The sequence below is a fragment of the Roseateles noduli genome, assembly GCF_050626985.1.
Classification (GTDB): Bacteria; Pseudomonadota; Gammaproteobacteria; order Burkholderiales; family Burkholderiaceae_C; genus Roseateles; species Roseateles noduli_A.
The window spans coordinates 2,696,235-2,716,465 of the sequence record NZ_CP192463.1 but is presented as its reverse complement, the minus strand read 5'-3'; the positions used below and the strand labels follow the sequence as shown (position 1 = coordinate 2,716,465).

At 66.9% G+C, this 20,231-nt stretch carries 16 protein-coding genes and 1 tRNA gene; 11 read left to right on the top strand and 6 right to left on the bottom strand.

Annotated elements, in window-relative coordinates; genetic code table 11:
• Window positions 1-516 precede the first annotated feature (516 nt).
• The 4 genes from ACQ4L4_RS11950 to ACQ4L4_RS11935 all read left to right on the top strand — a co-directional run bounded on the left by ACQ4L4_RS11950 (window position 517) and on the right by ACQ4L4_RS11935 (window position 4,297).
• A complete protein-coding gene (locus tag ACQ4L4_RS11950) occupies window positions 517-1,050 on the top strand; it encodes a hypothetical protein (RefSeq protein ID WP_431104439.1) in 534 nt (177 codons plus the stop codon).
• A gap of 141 nt (window positions 1,051-1,191) precedes the next feature.
• Window positions 1,192-1,935, top strand: coding sequence for a hypothetical protein (locus ACQ4L4_RS11945; RefSeq protein ID WP_431104438.1), 744 nt, complete (start codon window positions 1,192-1,194; stop codon window positions 1,933-1,935).
• A gap of 23 nt (window positions 1,936-1,958) precedes the next feature.
• Window positions 1,959-3,026, top strand: a complete 1,068-nt coding sequence (locus tag ACQ4L4_RS11940; RefSeq protein ID WP_431104437.1) for a hypothetical protein — start codon at window positions 1,959-1,961, stop codon at window positions 3,024-3,026.
• A gap of 185 nt (window positions 3,027-3,211) precedes the next feature.
• A complete protein-coding gene (locus ACQ4L4_RS11935) occupies window positions 3,212-4,297 on the top strand; it encodes a MauE/DoxX family redox-associated membrane protein (protein ID WP_431104436.1) in 1,086 nt (361 codons plus the stop codon).
• Between the two features lie 110 nt (window positions 4,298-4,407).
• Here the strand turns inward: ACQ4L4_RS11935 and ACQ4L4_RS11930 are convergent, their stop codons facing one another.
• From ACQ4L4_RS11930 to ACQ4L4_RS11915, 4 genes are all read right to left on the bottom strand, one after another.
• On the bottom strand, window positions 4,408-5,034 hold the full coding sequence (locus ACQ4L4_RS11930; protein ID WP_377153477.1) for a LysE family translocator: 627 nt from the start codon (window positions 5,032-5,034) through the stop codon (window positions 4,408-4,410).
• 121 nt (window positions 5,035-5,155) lie between these two features.
• Window positions 5,156-5,246: transfer RNA gene (locus ACQ4L4_RS11925), tRNA-Ser, on the bottom strand.
• A 125-nt stretch (window positions 5,247-5,371) separates the two neighbouring features.
• The gene (locus tag ACQ4L4_RS11920) at window positions 5,372-6,298 is read right to left on the bottom strand and encodes an SPFH domain-containing protein (protein WP_067274606.1); all 927 of its coding nucleotides are present in this window, start codon (window positions 6,296-6,298) and stop codon (window positions 5,372-5,374) included.
• A gap of 46 nt (window positions 6,299-6,344) precedes the next feature.
• The gene (locus tag ACQ4L4_RS11915) at window positions 6,345-6,776 is read right to left on the bottom strand and encodes an NfeD family protein (protein ID WP_431104435.1); all 432 of its coding nucleotides are present in this window, start codon (window positions 6,774-6,776) and stop codon (window positions 6,345-6,347) included.
• A gap of 301 nt (window positions 6,777-7,077) precedes the next feature.
• Here ACQ4L4_RS11915 and ACQ4L4_RS11910 point away from each other — a divergent pair, with 301 nt between their 5' ends.
• Complete coding sequence (locus tag ACQ4L4_RS11910) at window positions 7,078-9,357, top strand: Orn/Lys/Arg decarboxylase N-terminal domain-containing protein (protein ID WP_431104434.1); 2,280 nt, start codon at window positions 7,078-7,080, stop codon at window positions 9,355-9,357.
• A 172-nt stretch (window positions 9,358-9,529) separates the two neighbouring features.
• Here ACQ4L4_RS11910 and fabI read toward each other — a convergent pair whose 3' ends face one another.
• A complete protein-coding gene (gene fabI / locus ACQ4L4_RS11905) occupies window positions 9,530-10,312 on the bottom strand; it encodes an enoyl-ACP reductase FabI (protein ID WP_377153483.1) in 783 nt (260 codons plus the stop codon).
• Window positions 10,313-10,440: 128 nt separating this feature from the next.
• On the opposite strand from fabI, the gene rimP reads away from it, so the two are divergent.
• From rimP to typA, 6 genes are all read left to right on the top strand, one after another.
• Window positions 10,441-11,205 carry a ribosome maturation factor RimP gene (rimP, locus tag ACQ4L4_RS11900; protein ID WP_431104433.1) on the top strand — a complete coding sequence of 255 codons (765 nt, stop codon included), beginning with the start codon at window positions 10,441-10,443 and terminating at the stop codon, window positions 11,203-11,205.
• Complete coding sequence (nusA, locus tag ACQ4L4_RS11895) at window positions 11,202-12,680, top strand: transcription termination factor NusA (protein WP_377153487.1); 1,479 nt, start codon at window positions 11,202-11,204, stop codon at window positions 12,678-12,680. The genes rimP and nusA overlap by 4 nt, the downstream gene beginning before the upstream one ends.
• A gap of 80 nt (window positions 12,681-12,760) precedes the next feature.
• Window positions 12,761-15,724, top strand: coding sequence for a translation initiation factor IF-2 (gene infB / locus ACQ4L4_RS11890; protein ID WP_431104432.1), 2,964 nt, complete (start codon window positions 12,761-12,763; stop codon window positions 15,722-15,724).
• A gap of 75 nt (window positions 15,725-15,799) precedes the next feature.
• A complete protein-coding gene (gene rbfA, locus ACQ4L4_RS11885; RefSeq protein WP_377153491.1) occupies window positions 15,800-16,180 on the top strand; it encodes a 30S ribosome-binding factor RbfA in 381 nt (126 codons plus the stop codon).
• Between the two features lie 49 nt (window positions 16,181-16,229).
• On the top strand, window positions 16,230-17,189 hold the full coding sequence (gene truB / locus ACQ4L4_RS11880; RefSeq protein WP_431104431.1) for a tRNA pseudouridine(55) synthase TruB: 960 nt from the start codon (window positions 16,230-16,232) through the stop codon (window positions 17,187-17,189).
• Window positions 17,190-17,274: 85 nt separating this feature from the next.
• Window positions 17,275-19,098 carry a translational GTPase TypA gene (gene typA, locus ACQ4L4_RS11875; protein ID WP_297528746.1) on the top strand — a complete coding sequence of 608 codons (1,824 nt, stop codon included), beginning with the start codon at window positions 17,275-17,277 and terminating at the stop codon, window positions 19,096-19,098.
• A 276-nt stretch (window positions 19,099-19,374) separates the two neighbouring features.
• Here the strand turns inward: typA and xdp1 are convergent, their stop codons facing one another.
• Window positions 19,375-20,208 (bottom strand): exosortase-dependent surface protein XDP1, encoded by an 834-nt coding sequence (gene xdp1 / locus ACQ4L4_RS11870; RefSeq protein WP_431104430.1) that lies wholly within the window; start codon window positions 20,206-20,208, stop codon window positions 19,375-19,377.
• Window positions 20,209-20,231 lie beyond the last annotated feature (23 nt).

Below are 20,231 nucleotides of genomic sequence, written 5' to 3'. Positions count from 1 at the left end.
ATCAGCTTGGCAAGCCCCATGCCTGCGCAAGCATTCGGTCCGGGCGCCGCGGCTGGCCATCCGCATACCCATGCCAAGGCATGAATTCGAACGCGATGTCAAGCGCGCGCGAAGACCACGTCTGTCCCTGCCTTGTCCCCCGCGCCAACTCCGCCTGTCCCCCGCCTGTCCCCTGCCTGTCACCGAGGTGGTGGTCGCGTGTGTCCCTCGCCCGGCCCCGTCGTGCCGGGTCGGGACACCCGCCCGCCGAGGGGAACGAGGCGTGGCTTCAGAGGCGCGGGGATGCCTTGCCACCCCGATGAACACGGATCTTTCCGGCAGGCTGCCTCAAATGAGGGGGGCTGTCCCCGCTTAAGGAGTAGGGGGTGCGCGGGCCGCGGGGCGCCTCCTAGACTTCGCAGCAATCGCATCGCAACAGGGGCGCCATCGGCGCACGGGAGGGTGATCATGCTCGCGACGACCTGGTTCCAGAGAAGTCGACACGCCTGTGGCGGATGGTTGGCGAGAGGGCTCCTGATGGCGGCCTCCGCGGCCGGCCTGCTGGGCCTGTCCGCGGCGCCTGCCGCGGCCGCGCCGATCACGCTCACCACAACCCAGACTTCGGTGGTGCTGGATGCCGGTGACAACTTCGTCATCACCGGCCAGATCACCAACGTCAGCGGCGGTCCGCTGCTGACCACCGACTTCTTCCTGTCGCTCAGCGGCTACCCGTTCCCGTACGTCGACGTCACGCCGCTGCTGGGCGATCCCGAGGTGCTGATCCCGGACCGCACGATCAGCCCGGTGCTGGACCTGCTGATGATCGCGACGCTGCCGGACATCCTCGCGGACCTGAACTTCAACCTCTCCATCCTGCTGCAGGACATCAACGGCAACTTCGCCGACGAGGTGTCCGTGGCGGTGACGGTGCGCGCCGCGGCGGCGAGCGAGGTGCCGGAACCCGGCACGCTTGCCCTGGCGCTGATCGCGCTCGCGCCGCTGGTCGTCCGACGCGCCAACCGCGCGTCGGGCCCGTCGGCGCCGACCGCGACGCTGCCCGCCGGCACATGAAAACGGATGGCCGGCGGATCGCGCCGCCGGCCAGTTTCCTCTCCCGTCTCCAGCAGCGAACCGGCCTTCGGGCATCAGGCGGTCGCGGTCGGGCACGACGGGTCCACATCGACTCTCTTCGAGACATCACAAGGGGCAGGCATGGCCACAGTCGTCTCCGCGCGCGTGACCCTCGGCGCGCCATTCATCCAGCGCTTCGCCGGTCAGGTGAGGTTGAACATCCCGTTGATGAACATCGGTGAGTCGGCGCTCCAGGGCGTGCAGATCACCAGCATCACCTACGGCAGCGCCACGCGGCAGAGCCCGCCCAACGCGCCCATCGTGCTGGGCACGCTCGGGGCCTCGTCGTCGACGACCTTCGCCGGCCGCTTCTCCGACGCGGGGTTGGCCGACAACGCCAACCTGTTGCTGACGGTGCGCGGGTCCTACCTGGTCGCCGGCGTGGCCTACGGCCTGACGGTCAGCCGCTACGTGCGGGTGCCGGCCGCGGGGAGCTTCCCGGCCGACGAACTGCGCGCCTCGCTCGCGGTCACGACCACGCCCAACTACTGGAGCTACACGCTGACCAACAACGAGTCGGCAGGCAGCCCGCAGCGCATCGCGACGCTGTCGTTGACCGTCAACGCGCCGGTGACGGTGACGGGCACGCCGGCGGGATGGGAGGCGGACACCGACGGCATGACCTACGTGACCTGGGTCGCTTCGGACCTGCTGCCGCCTTATCCGAATCATGTGTCGCCCGGGGCGTCGTTGTCCGGCTTCCAGCTGATGAGCCCGCGCACGAGCTCCGAGTCGACCGGCGCGAGCCTGGTCGCCTGGAACCACGCGGCCGATGACGCCGGCAAGGTGGCCGCCGACTACACGCTGACGCCGTCGCGGGCCTGAGCCGCGCCAGCAAGGAGTGATCCATGACAGAACGCACCTTCGGTTTCGGGCAACGCGTCGCCGCGCTCTTGCGGCGCGGCATGGGCGGTTTCTCCGCCAGCGATTCGCCCGCACTGCGCTCGGATGACGCCATCGATCTCCAGGGACACCTGGCCGACAACGCCTTCGACAACTTCACCCGCTCGCTGGGCAGCCAGGGCTCGCGCCGCGACGTGCTGAAGGTGTCGGTGCTGGGGATGTTCTCGACGCTGGCCGGCGGACTGCTGCCGCGGACGGCGCAGGCGGCGGCGGACTGCCTGTGCGGTCGCCAGCTCTACGACCCGGCGCTGCAGTGCTGCCTGCCCAGCGGCGCCATCGCCAACAAACATCCGGTGGCGGATCTCGCGGCCTGTCCCAACCGGGTCGCGCATCCCGGCTATAGCTGCACGCCCAACGGCTGCGGCGCGGCGGGCGGCACGCAATTCCCGTCGCAATACGGCGCGGCCAGCTTCCTGGGCTGCTGCAACGGCCACGACTGCTGCTACGGCGAGTGCAACCAGGCCAAGGCCGGTTGCGACAACACCTTCTACAGCTGCATGACCGGCTCCTGCGACGCGGCGTATCCGGTCAGCATGGTCCAGATCGGACCGATCTCCGTGGACAGCAACAAGGTCAAGCGCGCCGCCTGCAAGGCGGCGGCGGGGGCGTACTACCAGGCGGTCAACAATGCCGGCGGCGATGCCTTCACCGCCGCGCAGCAGGCCGGTTGCGATTGCTGCGGCACGCAGCCTTGCCCGACCTGCCCCGGCGGCACCTGCGGTGCGTTGCCGAGTTGCCAGGACCCCGGTTGCGTCTGCTTCCAGACCATCGAGGGCCGCGGCTTCTGCCACCTGCCGCAATCGTGCGCGGGATTGCCGACCTGCTCCTCGTCCGCCGGTTGCCCGTCGGGATGGGCCTGCGTCAGCGTGACCTGCTGCGGTTCGACGCCGATCTGCATCCGGCCTTGCTTCGTCGTGGGATCGAGCCTGGCGAGCCGCTCGGCATCGGTTCCCAGCTTCGGCATGACGACGGCGGGTCCGGCACCCGGCTCGGACGAGATGCGGGCGAAATAACCGCGATCGCCGCAGGCAAACCCCTGATCGCGTCGGCTATCCGCGCCAGTGATCGGGGTCTCGAGCAGCGCCTCGCTTCGCGATGTCCGTCACGATGCAGGGCGCCGTCATGTCGCCCGGCCGCTCGGCCGGGCGCAACCATTGGTGGCGACACCGGACAAACGGAACGGGAAGGGAGACGCATCGTGGACATCCTGATCGTGTTGGGGGGTTGGTTCCTGGCGGGCGTGTTCGCGCTCGCGGCGTGGTCCAAGCTCGCGGAGCCGGACGCGACGGCGCAGGCGCTGCGCAGCTTCGGCGCGCCCGCGGCGCTGGCGCGCTCGGGCGCCTGGCTGCTGCCGCTGCTGGAATTCGCGGTCGCGCTGCTGGTGGTGCTGCCGTGGGCGCCGGCGCTGGGCATCGCATCGGCCGCCGGCCTGCTGGCCATCTTCGCCGCGGCGATGGCGGTGCAGCTGGCGCAGGGCAACAAGCCCTCGTGCAACTGCTTCGGACAGACGCGCTCGCAGCCGATCTCGTGGGCCAGCGTGGTCCGCAACGGCCTGCTGGTGGCGTTGGCGGCCTGGTTGCTGTCCAGCGCGCTGGCGGTCGAGGGCGCGGCCTCGTTGACCGGCACGCTGGTCTCCGGCGGACGGGGTCAGGTCTTGCTCTCCACGGTGCTGGTGCTGGCGGTGGGACTGCTGGGCTGGCTGGTGCTGCATCTGGCACGCCAGCAGGGCCGCCTGCTGCTGAAGATCGATCATCTGGAACTGCGGCTGCAGTCGCTGGGCATCGAGCCCGCGGGCGGTGTGCCGAGCCTGGAGACGCTGGTGTCGAACCAGGTGCTGCACGTCGGACAGGCGGCGCCGGCGTTTGCCGCGCCCACGGTGGCGGGGAATACGCGATCGCTGGCGGAGTACGTGGCGCAGTCGGGCTCGCAGCTGCTGGTCTTCGTCGGGCCGCAATGCGCGCCGTGCCACGAGGTCATGAGGGAGATGGCGTCCTGGCGCCGTCAGGATGGCGAGCCCGTGCACTGGCTGACCATCAGCAGCGGCAGCGCGGAGTCGAACCGCACGACCTTCAACAACCTCGCGCCGGATCGCGTGGTGCTGCAGTCGGGGCAGGATATCAACCAGCTCTTCGGCGTGATCGCCACGCCGAGCGCGCTCTGGGTAGGCGCCGACGGACGCATCCTGAGCACGGTGGCGGTGGGGCGCGACGCGATCCGCGCGTTGTACGACGCGCCGGTGCTGGCGCAGGGGGAGGGGCACGCGCTGCCGCTGGCCTCGGCGTGAGCGGATCGCCCCAGCTCAGGCTGGGGCGGGCCCCCGTCCGCCAGCTTCAGGCGTGGCGCCACCAGACGGGCTGGCTGGTTTCGCCTACCCCGTTGGATCGGTAGGCGCGCTCAGCGCGCCACGATGAGCCGCAGGCCCAACGCGACGAACACCGCGCCGGCGACGCGATCCAGCCATAGTCCCGCGCGCGGCTTGCGCTGCAGCCACTGGCCGATCGCGCCGGCGAAGTAGCCGAGCAGGCCGAACAGCACCGCCGCCTGCAGCGTGAAGGTCAGTCCGAGCAAGGCCGTCTGCGCCGCCACGTGGCCCTGCGCCGGCACAACGAACTGCGGCAGGAAGGACAGGAAGAACAGCACGACCTTCGGATTGATCGCGTTGGCGAAGACACCCTTGAAGAACAGGCGCGAGAGCGAGTCCTCGACCTGCGACGCATCCCCGACCGTCGCGCCGCCGCGGCTGCGCAGCGCCTTGATGCCGAGCCAGATCAGGTAGAGCCCGCCGCAGACTTTCAGCGCGGTGAAGGCCACCGGCGACGCCGCGATCAGCGCGCTGACGCCGATCGCCGCCAGCACCGTGTGACTCAGGCAACCCAGCGCACAGCCCAGGCCGAAGGCCATCCCGTGCCGCCGTCCCTTCGATACACCCATGCCGAGCACCATCAGGTTGTCGGGGCCGGGCGACGCGGTGATCAGCGTGGCGGCGAGCAGGAAACCGAAGAATTGTTCGAAGGTCAGCATGGGGCGGGATGATAGATCGCACCGGAAGCCGACCCGGACAGCGCGCCCGCAGTGACGCCCGACATCGCGCCCTGAAAAGCAAACGGGCCTCGATCACTCGAGGCCCGTTGTACTGGATGTCTGGCGGAGAGAGAGGGATTCGAACCCTCGGTAGGCTATTAACCTACACACGCTTTCCAGGCGTGCGACTTAAACCGCTCATCCATCTCTCCGAAGCCCGCCATCATAGCGCAGATTTTTGGCCCTGAATCAAACTTGCGGAGACGAGTTGCCGAGCAACTTGCGGCGCAGCTTGCAGAGCCTGAGCGCTCAAAGGCGGAGGAGGGTGGTCGAGTCCTCAGCGGCCCGGCTGGATCACCTTGTCGCTCTTGATCAGCGCCATCGCGGTGCCGATCAGGCCCGAGACCTCGCTCATGTTGGCCGGAACGATCATCGTGTTGTTCTTCTGGGCCAGTTGCGAGAAGGCCTCGACCGCCTTCTCCGCGACCTTCAACTGCACCGCGTCGCTGCCGCCCGGCTGCTGGATCGCCGCGGCGACCTTGCGGATCGCTTCGGCGCTCGCCTCCGCCACCGACAGGATGGCGGCGGCCTCGCCCTGCGCCTTGTTGATCTCGGCCTGCTTCTCGCCCTCGGAACGCGCGATCGCTGCTTCGCGTTCGCCGGTCGCGATGTTGATCTGCTCCTGGCGGCGGCCCTCCGAGGCCGCGATCAGCGCGCGCTTCTCGCGCTCCGCGGTGATCTGCGCCTGCATCGAGCGCAGGATCTCCGCCGGCGGCGTCAGGTCCTTGATCTCGTAGCGCAGCACCTTCACGCCCCAGTTCAGCGCGGCCTCGTCGAGCGCCTGCACGACGGAGCTGTTGATCACGTCGCGTTCCTCGAAGGTCCGGTCCAGCTCCATACGGCCGATCACCGAGCGCAGCGTCGTCTGCGCCAGCTGCGTGATCGCGATGATGTAGTTGCTTGAGCCGTAGCTGGCGCGCATCGCGTCGGTGACCTGGAAGTACAGGATGCCGTCCACCGTCAGCTGGGTGTTGTCCCGCGTGATGCAGACCTGGCTGGGTACGTCCAGCGGGATCTCCTTGAGCGAATGCTTGTAGGCCAGCCGGTCCACGAAGGGCACCAGGATGTTCAGGCCGGGCGTCAGCGTGCCGTGGTATTTGCCGAGGCGTTCCACGACCCAGGCGTTCTGCTGGGGGACCACCTTCACCGACTGGATGACGAAGACGATGGCGACGATCAAGATGACCAGGGCAATGATTTCCATGAGCGGGGCTCTCCTCCGGGATTGAAATTGAAACGGGTGGCGCGGATCAGGCGGGCTCGACGAGCAGGCAACTGCCCTCGACCGCGCGGATGACATGGCGCCCGATGGCCGGGGTGCCGGCGCCGACGAAGCGTGCCTGCCAGGCCGCGCCGCGGTAGCGGACTTCGGCGGTGCCGTCGGCGCGCCAGTGCGCGACCTCCAGGCTCTGGCCGATGTCGAGGTTCACGTTGGGGTTCTCTGCAGCCGGCAGTCTTGGATGGCGACGCAGCCGCAGATGCCACCAAGTCACCGCCCCGCCGCCGATCAGCGCGGCGAGGACCAACTGCGCCGAGAACGGGCCGCCGACGTGGGCGGTCAATGCCGCCGCGGCGGCGCCCAGCGCCAGCATCAAGAGATAGAACGTCGTGCCGGTCGCGAGCTCCGCCGCCACCAGTACGCCGCAGATCACCCACCACCAGGTGGCGAGACTCCAGTCCATCGATTCCTCCTAGCTGATTGCCGGGCGATCCGTGATTCGCCCGGTCCTTCGAGTCGGGTCAGTGTACGCCCCGGGCCGGTGCTTGCCAGGGCGCTCCAAAGGGGGCTTGCCTCCTGCTTTTCCGGGCCGTCGAGCCAGCGGGCGAGGGGTGATCGACGGCCCGTCGGCAGGTCGTCGGCAGGCGGTCGGCGGCATGGCCGTTCTGTTTCTGCGACAACCCCCGATCAACACTTGCGTGACACGGCTCTAGCCCTACACTTCGCGCCTTTCTTGTTTGACCTGCCCCGATCCGGAGGCTTCCATGACGCCGCGTTTCCGCTTTCCCATCGTCATCATCGACGAGGACTATCGCTCCGAGAACACCTCGGGTTTGGGCATCCGCGCGCTCGCGGAGGCCATACAGAAAGAGGGCTTCGAAGTCCTGGGCGTCACGAGCTACGGCGACCTGAGCCAGTTCGCGCAGCAGCAGAGCCGCGCCAGCGCCTTCATCCTGTCGATCGACGACGAGGAGTTCTCCGGCAACGGCGACGGCGCGGAACTCGACCCGGCCGTCCTGAACCTGCGCAAGTTCATCCAGGAGATCCGCTTCAAGAATGCGGACATCCCCATCTACGTGTACGGCGAGACGCGGACCTCGCAGCATCTGCCCAACGACGTCCTGCGTGAGCTGCACGGCTTCATCCACATGTTCGAGGACACGCCGGAATTCGTGGCGCGTCACATCATCCGTGAATCGAGGAGCTACCTCGACGGCCTGGCGCCGCCGTTCTTCAAGGCGCTGATGGCCTACGCGCAGGATGGCTCGTACTCGTGGCACTGCCCGGGGCACTCCGGCGGCGTGGCCTTCCTGAAGAGCCCGGTCGGACAGATGTTCCACCAGTTCTTCGGCGAGAACATGCTGCGCGCGGACGTGTGCAATGCCGTCGAGGAACTCGGCCAGCTGCTGGACCACACCGGCCCGGTCGCCGAGAGCGAGAAGAACGCCGCCCGCATCTTCAATGCGGACCACTGCTTCTTCGTCACCAACGGCACGTCGACGTCCAACAAGATGGTCTGGCACCACACGGTGGCGCCGGGCGACATCGTGGTCGTGGACCGCAACTGCCACAAGTCCATCCTGCACAGCATCATCATGACCGGCGCGGTGCCGGTCTTCATGACGCCCACGCGCAACCACTACGGCATCATCGGCCCGATCCCGGAGAGCGAGTTCTCGCCCGAGACCATCCGCAAGAAGATCGCGAAGAACCCGCTGCTCAAGGGCGTGGACGCGAAGAAGGCCAAGCCGCGGATCATGACGCTGACGCAGAGCACCTACGACGGCGTGCTCTACAACACCGAGACCATCAAGTCGAAGCTGGACGGCTGGATCGACACGCTGCACTTCGACGAGGCGTGGCTGCCGCACGCTGCGTTCCACAACTTCTACGGCTCGTACCACGCGATGGGCAAGCACCGTCCGCGTCCGAAGACCGCGATGGTCTACGCCACGCAGTCGACGCACAAGCTGCTGGCGGGCATCTCGCAGGCCTCGCAGGTGCTGGTGCAGGACTCGCAGAACGTGAAGCTGGACAAGCACCTGTTCAACGAGGCGTACCTGATGCACACCTCGACCAGCCCGCAGTACTCGATCATCGCCAGCTGCGACGTCGCGGCCGCGATGATGGAGCCCCCCGGCGGCACGGCCCTGGTGGAGGAATCCATCAGCGAGGCGCTGGACTTCCGCCGCGCGATGCGCAAGGTCGAGAAGGACTACGGCAAGGACTGGTGGTTCAAGGTCTGGGGGCCGGACAAGCTCGCCAACGACGGCATCGGCAAGGCGGCCGACTGGATGCTCAAGGCCAACGAGAAGTGGCACGGCTTCGGGCCGATCGAGGCCGGCTTCAACATGCTGGATCCGATCAAGTCCACGGTCATCACGCCGGGGCTGGACATGAGCGGCAAGTTCGCCAAGACCGGCATCCCGGCCAGCATCGTCACCAAGTTCCTGGCCGAGCACGGCGTGGTGGTGGAGAAGACGGGGCTGTACTCGTTCTTCATCATGTTCACCATCGGCATCACCAAGGGCCGCTGGAACACGCTGCTGACCGCGCTGCAGCAGTTCAAGGACGACTACGACCGCAACGCGCCGATCTGGCGCATCCTGCCGGACTTCGTGGCGGCGTTCCCGCGCTATGAGCGCATGGGCCTGCGCGACCTGAGCCAGAGCGTGCACGAGGCCTATGCGTCGGGCGACATCGCGCGCCTGACGACCGAGGTCTACCTGTCCGAGCTGGAGCCGGCGATGAAGCCGTCGGATGCGTATGCGCACATCGCGCATCGCAAGACGGAGCGCGTCGAGATCGACAAGCTGGAAGGCCGCGTCACGACTGCGCTGCTGACGCCGTATCCCCCGGGCATCCCGCTGCTGATCCCGGGCGAGCGCTTCAACAAGCGGATCGTGGACTACCTGAAGTTCACGAGAGACTTCAACGCCAAGTTCCCGGGCTTCGCCACCGACGTCCACGGACTGGTGGCGGAAAAGGGCGAGGACGGCGTCACGCGCTATTACGTGGACTGCGTGATCGACGCGAAGAAGTAAGCAGCTCAGCGCCCCGCGAATGCAAACAGGCCCCGAGGGGCCTGTTTTCGTTGGTGGACCTCATTCGGAGCCGGCGGAAGCCGGGCCGGGGTCGACGATTTGTGGAGCCTGCGAGACGTATGAGGAGACCCCGGCCCGGCTTCCGCCGGTGACCGGAGTCAGCCAAGACCGATCACTCGGTCCCGGCCATCGCCCCATGGCTGAACCCGCCGTCCACGTAGACGATTTCCGAGCTGATCCCGCCCGCCAGGTCTGACAGCAGGAAGGCGGCCGTGTTGCCGACGTCCTCGATCGTGACGTTGCGCTTGATGGCGGCGCTGTCGGCGAACTGCTTGAGCAGCTTGCCGAAGTCCTTGATGCCCGAGGCGGCCAGCGTCTTGATCGGCCCGGCGGAGATGCCGTTCACGCGGATGCCCTTGCCGCCCAGGCCGTAGGCGAGGTAGCGCACGCTGGCTTCCAGCGAGGCCTTGGCCAGGCCCATCGTGTTGTAGTTGGGAACGAAGCGGTCCGCCCCCAGATAGGACAGCGTCAGCAGCGCGGAGCCCGCGCGCAGGCGCGGCTGGGCGGCCTTGGCCATCGCCGGGAAGCTGTAGGCCGAAATGTCGTGCGCGATGCGGAAGTTCTCGCGCGTCATGCCGTCCAGGAATTCACCGGCGATCGCCTCGCGCGGCGCGAATCCGATCGAATGGACGAAACCGTCGAATTCCGGCCAGTGCTGGCCGAGGTCCGCGAACAGACGGTCGATCTGGGCGTCGTCGCTCACGTCGCAGTCGAACACCAGTTTGGAGTCGAATTCGGCGGCGAATTCGGTGATGCGATCCTTGAAGCGCTCGCCCTGGTAGCTGAAGGCCAGTTCAGCGCCCTCGCGGTGGCAGGCCTTGGCGATGCCATAGGCGATCGAACGGTTGGACAGCACGCCCGTGATCAGCAGTCGCTTGCCGGCGAGAAATCCCATGTCTGCTCCTGGTATTCATAGATTCAAGGAAGGCAGGGATTCTCGCACGTCATGCCGTGAAGGATGACGCAGCCTTGTCGGCACGCTGTTTGCATAGTACACTTCTAGCTTCGCTGAAAAAGTGAACGGTGGGCGGATTCATCCAGCCCATTTTTTTTGGCTGTACCTACGTGTCCGTCACAGGGCAAATACTTTCGTCGATGAATTTGAGCTGGCAAGCCGTTGTTGAAAAAACCGTGACCGGACTCGGTTACGAGGTGGTGGGCTGCGAACGCAGCGCCGGGGGCTTGCTGCGCGTGTACATCGACAAGGCGCTCGTGAACGGTCAGGAGCCGGAGCAGCCGGTCAACGTCGAGGACTGCGAGCGCGTCACGCGCCAGTTGCGCTACGTGATGGAAGTCGAGGAAGTCGACTACACGCGCCTGGAAGTGTCGACCCCCGGCCTGGACCGTCCGCTGAACAATGCAGGCGACTACGCCCGGTTCCGCGGTCACGAAGTGGAAATCACATTGCGCGAGGCTTTCCAGGGTCGCAAGAAGTACCGGGGTGTCCTGGTCGCGGCCGAAGGCGTGGCGCAGGACGACTGGAACGCGCTGGCGCAGAACACCGCCTGGCGCGTGATCTTCATGGACGGCAAGACCGAGCAGGTGCTGGACTTCGCGCTGGACGAAGTGCGCTCGGCCAAGCTGGTGCCGGAGATCGTTTTCAAGGGTCGCCCGCCGAAGCCGGCGGGCGGCGCTGCCGCGGATGACGCGGCGAAAAAGAACACGGGCTTGGCGCCCGGATCGGAATCTGCTGACGGAGCGGCTGCGAAGCCCAAGGCGTCGAAGAAGAAGAGCAATGCCAAGTCCCGGCAGACGGATGACAAGGTTGACGGAGGTCTCGATCAATGAACCGCGAACTGTTGATGCTGGTGGACGCCATCTCGCGCGAGAAGAGCGTGGAGCGCGATGTGGTGTTCGGCGCCGTTGAGGCGGCACTGGCTTCGGCCACCAAGAAGTTGTATGGCGGCGAGGTCGACATCCGCGTGGCCATCGATCGCGACACCGGCGAGTATGAGACCTTCCGCCGTTGGCACGTCGTGCCCAACGAGGCCGGCCTGCAGAACCCCGATTCCGAGATCCTGCTGTTCGAAGCGCAGGAGCAGATCGCCGACATCGAAGTCGACGACCACATCGAGGAAGGCGTCGAGTCCGTGCCGATCGGCCGCATCGGTGCCCAGGCCGCCAAGCAGGTCATCCTGCAGAAGATCCGCGACGCCGAACGCGAGCAGCTGCTGAACGACTTCATGTCGCGCGGCGAGCGCATCTTCGTCGGCACGGTCAAGCGTCTGGACAAGGGCGACATCATTGCCGAGTCCGGCCGCGTCGAGGGCCGTCTCAAGCGCAACGAGATGATCCCGAAGGAAAACCTGCGCACCGGCGACCGCGTCCGCGCAGTCATCCTGGGCATCGACCCGACGCAGCGCGGTCCGCAGATCATGCTGTCGCGCTCCTCCGGCGAGTTCATGAAGGAACTCTTCGCGCAGGAAGTGCCGGAGATCGAGCAGGGCCTGCTCGAGATCAAGAACGCCGCCCGCGACGCCGGCAGCCGCGCCAAGATCGCCGTCGTCTCGTACGACAAGCGCGTCGACCCGATCGGCACCTGCGTCGGCGTGCGCGGTTCCCGCGTCAACGGCGTGACCAACGAGCTGGCCGGCGAACGCGTGGACATCGTGCTGTGGTCGGAGGATCCGGCGCAGTTCGTGATCGGCGCGCTCGCTCCGGCGAACGTGCAGTCGATCGTCGTGGACGAGGAGCGCCACGCGATGGACGTCGTCGTCGACGAGGAGAACCTCGCGATCGCGATCGGTCGCGGCGGCCAGAACGTGCGTCTGGCCTCGGAGCTGACCGGCTGGAAGATCAACATCATGACCGCCGAGGAATCCGCGGCCAAGCAGGCCGAGGAATCCGACGGGGTGCGCAAGCTGTTCGTCGAGAAGCTGGACGTGGATGAGGAAGTCGCCGACATCCTGATCGCCGAAGGGTTCGCCTCGCTGGAAGAAGTCGCCTACGTCCCGATGCAGGAGATGCTCGAGATCGAGTCCTTCGACGAAGAGACCGTCAACGAGCTGCGCACCCGCGCCAAGGACGCCTTGCTGACGATGGAAATCGCCCGCGAGGAAAAGGTCGAGGAGGTCTCCCAGGACCTGCGCGACCTGGACGGCGTGACCCCCGAGCTGATCGCCAAGCTGGCGGCCGGCGACATCCATACCCGTGACGACCTGGCAGACCTGGCCGTTGACGAACTGGTCGAGATTTCGTCCCTGGACGAGGCAGCGGCACGCGCTTTGATCATGAAGGCGCGCGAGCACTGGTTCAACGCATAACGCCCGAGCAGACACGCTCTGAAGCGACTTCAAGCGAAACCAGACCGCTCCGCCCCACACAAGATTTAAGGATTTCAACAATGGCCGTGACCACCGTCGCCCAGCTGGCCGCAGAGCTCAACAGGCCTGCGACCACGTTGCTGGAGCAGCTCCAAGCTGCGGGCGTCAAGAAGGCGTCCGCCGAGGACACCTTGAACGAAAGCGACAAGGAACGTCTGCTGGATCACCTGCGCACCGCGCACGGGACAGCCGGCGGCGCCGAGCGCAAGAAGATCACGCTGACCCGCAAGTCGACCAGCGAGATCAAGCAGGCTGATGCCTCGGGCAAGGCCCGCACGATCCAGGTCGAGGTGCGCAAGAAGCGCGTCTTCGTCAAGCGCGAGGACGGTGTCGATGACGCCACCGCCGCCGCCGCCGAGGAAGCCGAGCTGAAGCGCCGCGAGGAAGAAGTGCAGGCGCAGGCCGAGGCACTGCGCCAGCAGGAAGAAGAACTCGCCCGCAAGGTGCGTGAGCGCGAGGACGCCGAGCGCGCCGCGCGCGAAGCCGAAGAGAAGCGTCGCGAGGAAGAGCGCGCCGCGCGCGAAGCGGCTGAACAGGCCGCCGCCGAAGCCGCGGCCAAGGCCGCCGCCGACGCCGAAGCGCGCAAGATCGCCGACGCCGCCAAGTCCAAGGCCGAGAAGGCCGCCGACAAGGCTGCCGAGAAGGCCGCGGCGGCTGCCGCGCCTGCACCGGCGCCGGCTCCCGTGGCCGCTGCTCCGGCGCCGGCTCCGGTCGAGCCCGCGAAGCCCGTGCTGCGCGTGGTGAAGGCCGCCGATGTCGCCGCCGACGAGAAGGCGCGTCAGGTCGAGCTGGAGCGCCGCCGCAAGGCCGCCGAAGCCGAGGCTGCCGCCATCCGCGCGATGATGAATGCACCCAAGAAGGTGCTGGTCGCGAAGAAGGAAGAGCCCAAGCCCGAAGCCACGCCGGCTGCCGGCATCAAGGGCACGATCCACAAGAAGCCGGGCGGTGCTCCTGGCGCCGCCGGCACGACGGCCGCCGCGGGCGCGAAGCCCGGCGACAAGAAGTCGGTCAAGTCCGAGAAGCTGTCGTCCAGCTGGGCCGATGACGCCAAGAAGCGTGGCGTCGCCGGCAAGCCGGGTGGCGGCCGCACCGATGGTCCGGCCCGTCCGGGCGGCGGTACCGGCTGGCGCGCGCCGGGCCGTGGCGGTCCGTCGGGCCGCCGTGGCGGTCGCGACGATCGCGGCGCCTCGCAGTCGAATTTCCAGGCGCCGAACGAGCCGGTGACCCAGGAAGTCCACGTCCCCGAAACCATCTCGGTCGCCGATCTGGCGCACAAGATGTCGGTGAAGGCCTCCGAGGTCATCAAGCAGCTGATGAAGCTGGGTCAGATGGTCACCATCAACCAGCAGCTGGACCAAGAGACGGCCATGATCCTGGTCGAGGAAATGGGCCACAAGGCCTTCGCGGCCAAGCTGGACGATCCGGACGCGTTCCTCGAGGAAGAGGGCGCCGCCGCCGAAGGCCAGCACGAGCTGCTGCCCCGTGCGCCGGTCGTCACCGTCATGGGTCACGTCGACCACGGCAAGACCTCGCTGCTGGACAGCATCCGCCGCGCCCGCGTGGCGGCGGGCGAAGCCGGCGGCATCACGCAGCACATCGGCGCTTATCATGTCGACACGCCGCGCGGCATGATCACCTTCCTCGACACCCCGGGTCACGAGGCCTTCACGGCCATGCGCGCCCGCGGTGCCCAGGCGACGGACATCGTCATCCTGGTCGTGGCCGCCGATGACGGCGTGATGCCGCAGACCAAGGAAGCCATCCACCACGCGAAGGCGGCCGGTGTGCCGATCGTGGTCGCGATGAACAAGATCGACAAGCCCGATGCCAACGCCGAGCGCGTGAAGAGCGAGCTGGTGGCCGAGCAGGTCGTGCCGGAAGAGTTCGGCGGCGAGTCGCCGTTCGTCCCCGTGTCGGCCAAGACCGGCCAGGGCATCGACGATCTGCTGGAGCAGGTGCTGCTGCAGGCCGAAGTGCTGGAACTGAAGGCCGCGAAGGATTCGATGGCCAAGGGTCTGGTCATCGAAGCCAAGCTGGACAAGGGCCGCGGCCCGGTCGCGACGGTGCTGGTGCAGTCGGGCACGCTCAAGCGTGGCGACGTGGTGCTGGCCGGCTCGACCTACGGTCGCGTCCGCGCCATGCTGGACGAGGACGGCAAGGCTGCCGCCGAAGCCGGTCCGTCGATCCCGGTCGAGATCCAGGGTCTGACGGAAGTCCCGCGCGCCGGTGACGAGTTCATGGTGCTGAGCGACGAACGCCGCGCCCGTGAAATCGCGACCTTCCGCGCCGGCAAGTACCGCGACGTCAAGCTGGCCCGCCAGCAGGCCGCCAAGCTGGAGAACATGTTCGCCGACATGACGGCCGGCGACGTGCAGACGCTGCCGCTGATCATCAAGGCCGACGTGCAGGGTTCGCAGGAAGCGCTGGCCTCCTCGCTGCTCAAGCTGTCGACCGACGAGGTCAAGGTGCAGATCGTGCACGCCGCGGTGGGTGCCATCAGCGAGTCCGACATCAACCTGGCGATCGCCTCCAAGGCCGTCGTGATCGGCTTCAACGTGCGTGCCGATGCCGGCGCGCGCAAGGTGGCCGAGCACAACGACGTCGACCTGCGCTACTACAACATCATCTACGACGCCGTGGATGAGGTGAAGGCGGCAATGGCCGGCATGCTGGCGCCGGAGCAGCGCGAGGAGATCATCGGTACCGCCGAGATCCGCACCGTGTTCGTGGCGACCAAGATCGGCACCATCGCCGGTTCGATGATCACCAGCGGTCACGTGACGCGCAACGCGCGCTTCCGTCTGCTGCGCGACAACGTCGTGGTCTACACCGGCGAGATCGAGTCGCTCAAGCGCCTGAAGGACGACGTCAAGGAAGTCCGCGAAGGCTTCGAGTGCGGTATCAAGCTGAAGAACTACAGCGATATCAAGGAAGGCGACCAGCTGGAAGTCTTCGAAATCAAGGAAGTGGCGCGCACGCTGTAAACCAGCCTGCCGCAGCTTCATGCCCGGCGGTTCGCACCGCCGGGCTTTGTTGTTTGAGAGAGTGAGGAAAGAGCCATGCGTCACAAGCGATCTATCCCCAACCGCGGTCTGCGCGTGGCGGACCAGATCCAGCGCGACCTGGCCGAGCTGATCCGGGACCTCAAGGACCCGCGCGTCGGCATGGTGACGATCAACGCGGTGGAGGTCACGCCCGACTACGCGCACGCGAAGGTCTACTTCTCGCTGCTGGTCGGCGATCCGGAAGCGACCGGCGCGGCGTTGAACGAGGCGGCGGGATTCCTGCGCAACGGCCTGTTCAAGCGGCTGCAGATCCACACCGTGCCGAGCCTGCATTTCCATTTCGACCGCACGATCGAGCGCGCCGCCGAGATGAGCGCGCTGATCAGCAAAGCGAACCTGTCCCGAGCCAAGGACGACGAGACCACCGAGGACTGAGGTCCTCCGAGCCAGAAAGACGGCGTCCCGAGAGGGCCGCCGCGTTGTGATGAGCGCAGTAGCCCCCCGCCCCAAGATCGTGAAGCGCGCCGTGCATGGCGTGCTGATGCTGGACAAGCCGATTGGCCTGACCAGCAATGACGCATTGCAGAAGGTCAAGCGCCTGCTGCGCGCCGAGAAGGCCGGTCATACCGGCACGCTGGATCCGCGGGCGACCGGGCTGCTGCCGCTGACCTTCGGCGCGGCGACCAAGTTCAGCCAGGTTTCGCTGGAGGCCGACAAGGGCTACCGCGCCACCTTGCGCCTGGGCATCACGACCACGACCGGCGACGGCGAGGGCGAGATCCTCGAGCAGCGCGACGAGGTCGCGAAGTCGCTGGACCTGGACACGATCCGCGCCGCCTGCGAAAGTTTCCGGGGCGCGATCTCGCAGCTGCCGCCGATGTATTCGGCGCTCAAGCATCAGGGCCGCGCGTTGTACGAGCTCGCCCGCGAAGGCGTGACCGTCGAGCGCCAGCCGCGCAATGTGACCATTCATGCGCTGGACATCGTCGACTGGCAAGCTGCCGAGCTGCTGCTCGTGATCGACGTGCGCTGCACCAAGGGCACCTACATCCGCACGCTGGGCGAGGACATCGGCGCCAAGCTGGGCTGCGGCGCGCACCTGGCCGGCCTGCGCCGGACGGCGAGCGGTCCGGTGTCGATCGAGCGGGCGGTGACGCTGGAGCAGATCGAGGCGCTGGACGAAGAGGCCCGCCTGTCGCTGCTGACCGCGCCGGACAGCCTGCTGGGCGAATGGCCCGAGGTCGAGCTGAGCAACGACGAGGCCGGCCGTTTCCTGTCCGGCATGCGCCGACGCGTGACGCTGACGGACATGCCGCAGGTGCGGGTGTACGGCCAGGCGCCGCGCGCCTTCCTGGGCAGCGCCCACGTGGCCGGCGGCGAGCTGATCGCCGACCGGCTGCTGAGCCCGACCGAAATCGCTTCCATGCTGATGCAGGCCGCCTGAGCCCGCATCGCCTAAAAAATCCGAGACATCCCGAGTTCCCCGACTTCCTCCGAATCCAGAGAAAGCCCCTAGCGAAAGCCGCCCCATGAGCAAGCAAATCCGCAACATCGCCATCATCGCCCACGTCGACCATGGCAAGACCACCATGGTGGACCAGCTCCTTCGCCAGAGCGGCACCTTCGCCGAGCACGAGAAGGTCGTCGACACCGTGATGGACAACAACGCCATCGAACGCGAGCGCGGCATCACCATCCTGGCGAAGAACTGCGCGGTCAGCTGGGAAGGCACGCACATCAACATCGTCGACACCCCGGGACACGCGGACTTCGGCGGTGAAGTCGAGCGCGCGCTGTCGATGGTCGACGGCGTGGTGCTTCTGATCGACGCGCAGGAAGGCCCGATGCCGCAGACGCGCTTCGTGACCAAGAAGGCGCTGGCGCTGGGCCTCAAGCCCATCGTCGTCGTGAACAAGGTCGACAAGCCGGGCGCCAAGCCGGACGCCGTCATCAACGCCGCGTTCGACCTGTTCGACAAGCTCGGCGCCACCGACGAACAGCTGGACTTCCCGGTCGTGTACGCCTCGGGCATCAACGGCTGGTCGTCGCTGGAAGAAGGCGCGCCGGGCGAGAAGTGGGGCGAGGACATGTCCGCCCTGTTCAACACCGTGCTCAAGCACGTGCCGGCCCAGAAGGGTGATCCGGATGCGCCGCTGCAGCTGCAGATCTCCGCGCTGGACTTCTCGACCTTCGTCGGCCGCATCGGCGTGGGCCGCATCAGCCAGGGCACGATCAAGCCGTCGATGGACGTGGTCGTCATGGAAGGTCCGGACGGCAAGGCCACCAAGGGTCGCATCAACCAGGTGCTGACCTTCCAGGGTCTGGACCGCGTGCAGGCCACCGAGGCGGGTCCCGGCGACATCGTGCTGATCAACGGCATCGAGGAGATCGGCATCGGCGTGACCGTCACCAGCCCGAGCAACCCGGCCCCGCTGCCGATGCTCAAGGTCGACGAGCCGACGCTGACGATGAACTTCTGCGTCAACACCTCGCCGCTGGCCGGCCGTGAAGGCAAGTTCGTCACCAGCCGCCAGATCTGGGACCGCCTGCAGAAGGAACTGCAAGCCAACGTCGCGCTGCGCGTCAGCGAGACCGACGAAGATGGCATCTTCGAAGTGATGGGCCGCGGCGAACTGCACCTGACCATCCTGCTGGAAAACATGCGCCGCGAAGGCTACGAGCTGGCGGTGTCGAAGCCGCGCGTGGTGTTCCAGGACATCGACGGCGTGAAGTGCGAGCCGATCGAGCTGGTCACCGCCGACGTGGAAGAAACCCATCAGGGCGGCGTCATGCAGGCGCTGGGCGAGCGCAAGGGCGAACTGGTCAACATGGAGCCGGACGGCCGTGGCCGCGTGCGCCTCGAGTACCGCATCCCGGCCCGCGGCCTGATCGGCTTCTCGAACGAGTTCCTGAACCTGACGCGCGGCTCGGGCCTGATCTCCAACATCTTCGACGGCTACGAACCCCACAAGGGCGATATCGCCGGTCGCAAGAACGGCGTGCTGATCTCGATGGACGCGGGTGAAATCTTCACCTACGCGCTGGGCAAGCTCGACGACCGTGGCCGCATGTTCGTGAAGCCGAACGACCCGGTCTACGAAGGCATGATCGTCGGCATCCACAACCGCGACAACGACCTGATCGTCAACGCGACCCGCACCAAGCAGCTGACCAACTTCCGCGTCAGCGGCAAGGAAGACGCCATCAAGGTGACGCCGCCGATCGACCTGACGCTGGAATACGGCGTTGAATTCATCGAGGACGACGAGCTGGTCGAGATCACGCCGAAGTCGGTGCGGCTGCGCAAGCGCCACCTGTCGGAAAACGAGCGCAAGCGCGCGCTGCGGAGCTGATCTCCGGAGGAGCCTGGACTGCGGAGGTTCGGGCGCTGGCCGCCAGTGCATGGGGCCTTGCCGGCAAGCGGCAAAACCCCAAGCACAGCCGTCCCCCATCACTGTCTCACTGCCTCGGTTTTGCGACCGAGGACGATGTGAGATGAAAACGCCCGGTGCATTTGCATCGGGCGTTTTTCTTTGGGTGCTCGTTGGGTGGGCTGTGCTTCGGCATGGGCTGCGCTTCGGCAAAAAGAAAGGCGACCCATCGGGTCGCCTTTCGCGGAGCAGGGAGGCTCAGCGTTGGGATTGCTTGCGGCGACGCACGCCGACCAGGCCGAGCAGGGCGACGGAGGCCAGGGCCAGCGAGGCCGGCTCCGGGACGTTGCCGTTGTTGCTGCCGCCGCCGGGCGCCTTGTTGCCCGAGACGGAGAACAGCTTGACGAAGTCGTAGCCGTTGTAGCTGCTGCTGCCCGTGCCGCGGGTCAGCCCGCTGGCGGTGCCGTCGTTGCCCGTCGCCGCGCCGCCCAACTGCGAGTTGTAGGCGGTGATGATCCACCAGCTGGAGGTGAGGCTCGTGTTCAGGTTGAGCGAATTGGCGCTGCCGACATCCGCATAGCTGTTCACCAGCGACCAGCCGTTGGCCGACTTCAGGTTCGCCGCCGTCTTGCCGGCGATGGTGCTCGCGGCGTTGCCGCCACTCGTGTTGCCGGTGTAGGCCAGCACGGTGATGTCGCTGTCGTATTGCCACCAGCCCAGCTTCAGCTGCGTCAGGTTCACGGCGGAGTCGAACTTCAACAGGATCAGGTCCTGGTAGCCGAAGTTGTCCAATGCATGGTTGGGCGACTGCGAGTCACCGCCCGGCGCCGTGACACCGAAACCGCTGCCGCTGTAGTACGCCAGCGTGCTCTGCGCGAAACCGCCGGTGCTGGAATACGCGCCGCCGCTGGTTTGATTGATCACGGCCGAATAGGCCGAGTAGCTCACGTTGGGCGCCGCGTCGCCGGTCTCGCTGCAGTTGCTGACGCAATTGCCCGCCGTCCAGGTGGAAAGCGCATGCGCGCTGAACGGCAGCAGCGACGCAAGCGCCACGGCAGCCATTCCGATCAGTCGTTGTTGAACTTTTTGCATGGTTTCCCCTCGGTGCCCCGACG